At 32.6% G+C, this 4,599-nt stretch carries 3 protein-coding genes; all 3 read right to left on the bottom strand.

Annotated features, from left to right (window positions below):
* Positions 1–310: 310 nt before the first annotated feature.
* The gene (locus LBP67_03755; GenBank protein MDR2084091.1) at positions 311–2,482 is read right to left on the bottom strand and encodes a DUF262 domain-containing protein; all 2,172 of its coding nucleotides are present in this window, start codon (positions 2,480–2,482) and stop codon (positions 311–313) included.
* Between the two features lie 4 nt (positions 2,483–2,486).
* Complete coding sequence (locus tag LBP67_03750) at positions 2,487–4,199, bottom strand: DUF262 domain-containing protein (protein ID MDR2084090.1); 1,713 nt, start codon at positions 4,197–4,199, stop codon at positions 2,487–2,489.
* A 215-nt stretch (positions 4,200–4,414) separates the two neighbouring features.
* On the bottom strand, positions 4,415–4,599 hold a 185-nt coding region (locus LBP67_03745; protein ID MDR2084089.1), incomplete at its 5' end, for a hypothetical protein.

The following is a 4,599-nucleotide window of genomic DNA, read 5'->3' as shown; positions in this document are numbered from 1 at the left end:
CTCACCGGCAAACGATACATCGCCCGAATGAATAATCATATCGACAACCGGAAAAGCCGGCAGCGAGCGGTGCTGGCTGTGGGAATCGGAAAGATGAAGAATGCGCATAAAATTATTGTCGCCTGTGTTGTAATAATGTTATTATATTATAATTATGTGTGGACATCAAGTTATTGATTTTTACCAGAAAATCCATTTGAATATCATTTTTTATCAATTTCAAATCGGGAACAAAACAAGTGTTTTTAATGAAGTTTCCTGTTAAACCTGTAAAATTCACAAAGAAAAGGTGTCAATAACGTCTTCAGCATTATTCCTCGTTTTTAATAATATTATTCAATATCTCTATGCCTTTTTCTATTCGATCATCAATATCAATTCCATTAGATTGCTGAATAGGATATTCTGTTATAGATCCGTTTTGAGAAACTGTATATTTATCATTCAAACAGTCTATCTCAATATCTTCACCGATAATTTTCAGTTTATTTCCTTGAAAATAAAAATCTCCCAAAAATAATTTGTGTTTAAATTCAGATAAATTATATAAATTATACAGAGTATAAAGAAATATATTCCAATTCCTGCCGGTAAGACTTTTTTCTGTGTTCATCATAATTATTTCATACGGTTTCTTTGTCCTTGTCTTATCCAACCAATAGAACATTCCATATCCTCCACGTCTTATCGAATCATATTTGATGAAGTAGAATCTCCAGTCTTTTTGAATTTCGGGATTATTAAGGTATTTATCGATTAATTGTTTCAATCCTTCATCATTAATCTCTAATTCGTCTAATTTCGACAATAATGAGTTTAATGCGATTGAAGTTTTATCAAAGTGCTCTCTTTGACTTGTAGGGTGAAATAAATTAATCCAAACGGAATCACTACCATTTTTTACTCCAATTTGATAACGCCAGGAAGATACAAATTGTGAATAATCTTGAATGCTCAACAATGCTCTATTTATCAAATCTCTGTTGCATTTGTTAAACAGTGATCGGAATTTTTTGAAGTTATCAACATTTTCCAGACCAATAGCTGCGATACAACCCTTTAATAAGGAATGGTCTTCCAAATGAAATAATTCATCTTCCATTTGGGGATTGGTTTTCAGCCACTCTATTTTTTCATGTTCTTCTTTTTTTTGCCAGACATTGAATCCAGTGTCTGTCATCGGAATATTTCCGGTAAGAATAACGATTTCAGATTCTGATAATAATGTTTTCATACGCTCTTCACGAATTTCACTGGACGAATTCCAAATCAGATTTCTAATGATTCGTATCCTCTTCCTGAATTCGTTTTCCGAAACTTTATCCTTATGCAGAAGATATGTATTTATAGAAAACAGCAAGAGTGTTTTACCCAAGGTGAGTTCTCCGTCGCAACATTCTTTGAATATATTCAAAGAATGTTGGTACAATTTGACTTTGTCGCTTTCATATTCGTCGTTTGAGAAGAACTTATTAAAGAAATCTTCGATATTATTAATATTGTACCAGCAATCAAATGACCCTTTCAAATACTCAATGTTTTCTTCTGCCTTTTCATTTTCTTTTCCGTAAAGAGATTGCACCAACTTAAATTCATCTTTTTCCAAATCTATTTCCGACCGGTAACAAATAATATCACCTACAAAATGGAAATATCGCATAAATTTATAGTCGATTATGTTATCATTATCACAAAACGGGAATAGCATACGTGTCCATTCAACATCAAATTTGTGATTTATTTCTTTCGACAATTCTTTCGAATGTTTTTTGATTATTTCTTCGAATTCTGCTTTAAAGTGTTCGAATGGTGTTAACGGTTTACCGCGCGAATTCATTTTAATATACAAATCATCGGTATCTTTCATTTCCGGAAGAGACAGAAAATAAAAACTTACATTATTTGTTAAAAATTGCCACAAGTTTTTTTGACTGTTAAATTTCTCGTGTATGGCGTCAATCATAACCAGCATACTTTGAATTGTTGGATCATTTTTCCATTCGTATGGATACCACGATTGGTCTTTAATCCATTCAGATAATTTTTCGTTGCTGAAATCGGGTGTGTATTTTACTAATTCGTGACAAAAATCACGAGAACTGAAACGGGTAGCATACGAAAAATGGCTTAAAAATTCGTACTGTTCACTATCAATATTCTCCTTTTTAGCAATATACCAATGCAGTAGAAAAAGCGTTGTCAATCTTTGCTGTCCATCAAGGGGCGTCAAGACTGTTTTCCCTTTATTTTCCGATAAATTGCCATAGATAAAATCCAAAGTTATATGTTTATTCCTTGTAATTGAGTTAAATAAAGCGTCTAAAAACCTGCTTCGAATTTGCTTTACCTCATCGGTAGTGCGTCCTTGCGCGTAATCTCTTTGGATGATTGGTATTTCAATTTCCCCTATAATAACTTCCGGTTGATCATCAATCACGGGATCTTTAAACAAACTGCAAAATGTATATTCTTTTGTATTCATAATTTTATCTTCTTTTCAAATATTTTTCCAATACTTTGTTTATTGCTTCAATGTATGCCTTTCTATCGTCTTCTCCCCAAAAATACAGTTGATTAGATTGGGATTGCGTGTAATATTTTAGAAAAACCCGCCTTGTACATTCCGGGATATAGTCGCCTGCCTTATCCAATTCAAGTATTTTGTTTCGTTTAACATCAAATGCCGAGTTGTTTAATACGGAATTGTCCCGTCGGTTCAATAACGCCATGTTGGATAAAGAATGAATATACCCCAGGTTTATTTCTTCACTTCCTTTTTCGGACAGAATTTGTATGACTTTCTCAGATAAATCATTAAATTTTTCTGCTGTTATGTCATCTTTTGCAGATGACATTTCTTCAATTAGTGCTTTGTATTGTTCTTTATCACGATTCAACAAGGAGGTTTTATGTAATTCAATCCATTCAATCCATTGTTCTTTTTTATTTAACCCTTCTGGATGTTGTGCATGAATATGCTCCAAACTCCAATTTTCATGTTTATATTTATAGAATGGGAAACGCACTATTCCGCCTTGTTGCATGACAGTTTCAACATTAAAGAGTAACAGTAATTTCTGTATATCCCTACTATCCGATTCATAAGATAATTCACAGTAGTCTTTTTTTACTTTAATACTTTCTGCTATATTATTATCTAATGAGTTTCGAAATTCCTTTTTGGTAATACCGTCAGAATTCTTGATCAACTCTTGCAATCCTTTTGATCCGGAGGCAACTAGGTATCCTATTTTGTGATACAGTTCAAAATTCTTATTCTCTCCTTCATACTCATACCATTCCTTGAGCCGTTGAAAATATCGCTGAATGTCAGTCCAAATATCTGCCTTATTGTTGTTTTTCATTTTATCGACAAAATGAAAGAATGTAAAAAATTTGTCTTTTTCTCCTTTTATTTTTTCAGCTATTAGATCAAATATTAATTCAATTCTTGTTGGATATAATTCTGCTCGCTCATTCGTAATAAAACCCCAAAAACTGTCGTAGTGTAATTCTTTTTCAATAATATCCCATGCAGTAGCAATTTCTAATTGTTTTCCTTCGTCTATACTATTATTTCTGCTTAAAAATAATGCTTTAATAAGTTCTGCATTTGTCAGGGGAATACGTCCGATATTCAGGCGTGTAAACAAAGAAACCGAAGATTCATCTGTGCCAACTTCGTACCAAATGACACGAATTTGCTTATTTAGTTTTGTGCTAATATCAATAGCTGTTTGGGATCCATCACTATGTTTCCCGAACCAATCAATTATAATCTTCATGGCTTCAATGAAGAAATATTCATCAATGTCCTTATCATCCTTTGCTTGTTTTATTAATTCAGTATGATTAAATTTATCGAAATCTATTGATTCCAAAAACTGACGACTTTTTCTTGTTTCATACTCAATAGTGAATTTAATTGGATTTTTAGGTAAAAAGCACCGAATATAGCGAAGTATCAAATAAATTGTAGTCAATCGTTGTTGCCCGTCTATTAATTCATATTTTTCTTTGCCGAAACTTTTGACAACAACAGGTTGAAGACAATAATTTTGCCTGTCTACGATTTCATCAATATCATTTAACAGCATTTCTATTTCCTCTTTCCAACGATAACCGCGTTGATAGGCGGGAACATAAAACTCGCCTTTTATTTCGCCAACGAACTTCGCGGCTAAATTTATATTGTTCATTTCTGTCATATTTCACTTCCGAAAAAAGAATAAAAACTGTCTCTTCCTGAAAAATTTTTTCTTTTTCCGGCACAAAAATAATATTTTTTTTTGAACATCATAAACTTTTTCTCATTTTTTTTATTTTCAAGCAAATAACCTGTGAAAATTTCACTCGTTAACCGACTACCTCTTTGCCATTGCTATAATATATTAGTCCATTTCCCAATACCTGATTACAGCGGTTGATTTCCAAACCTTGCAGCAAACAGTGGTACATTATATTCAAAAATATCTTCACAATAAAAATCCCTCATCCCGCCCTCGTATTTTACAGTCAGCATTCGGTAATACAATATACACGTTTGAAAGATACGCTTGTTAGCGATAACATGCCTTTCGACACTTCGACTGCGCAATA

The organism is Bacteroidales bacterium, from assembly GCA_031276035.1.
GTDB lineage: Bacteria > Bacteroidota > Bacteroidia > Bacteroidales > BM520 > RGIG7150.
The sequence above is the reverse complement of the archived record's forward strand: the minus strand, read 5'-3'. Positions and strand labels throughout refer to the sequence as shown.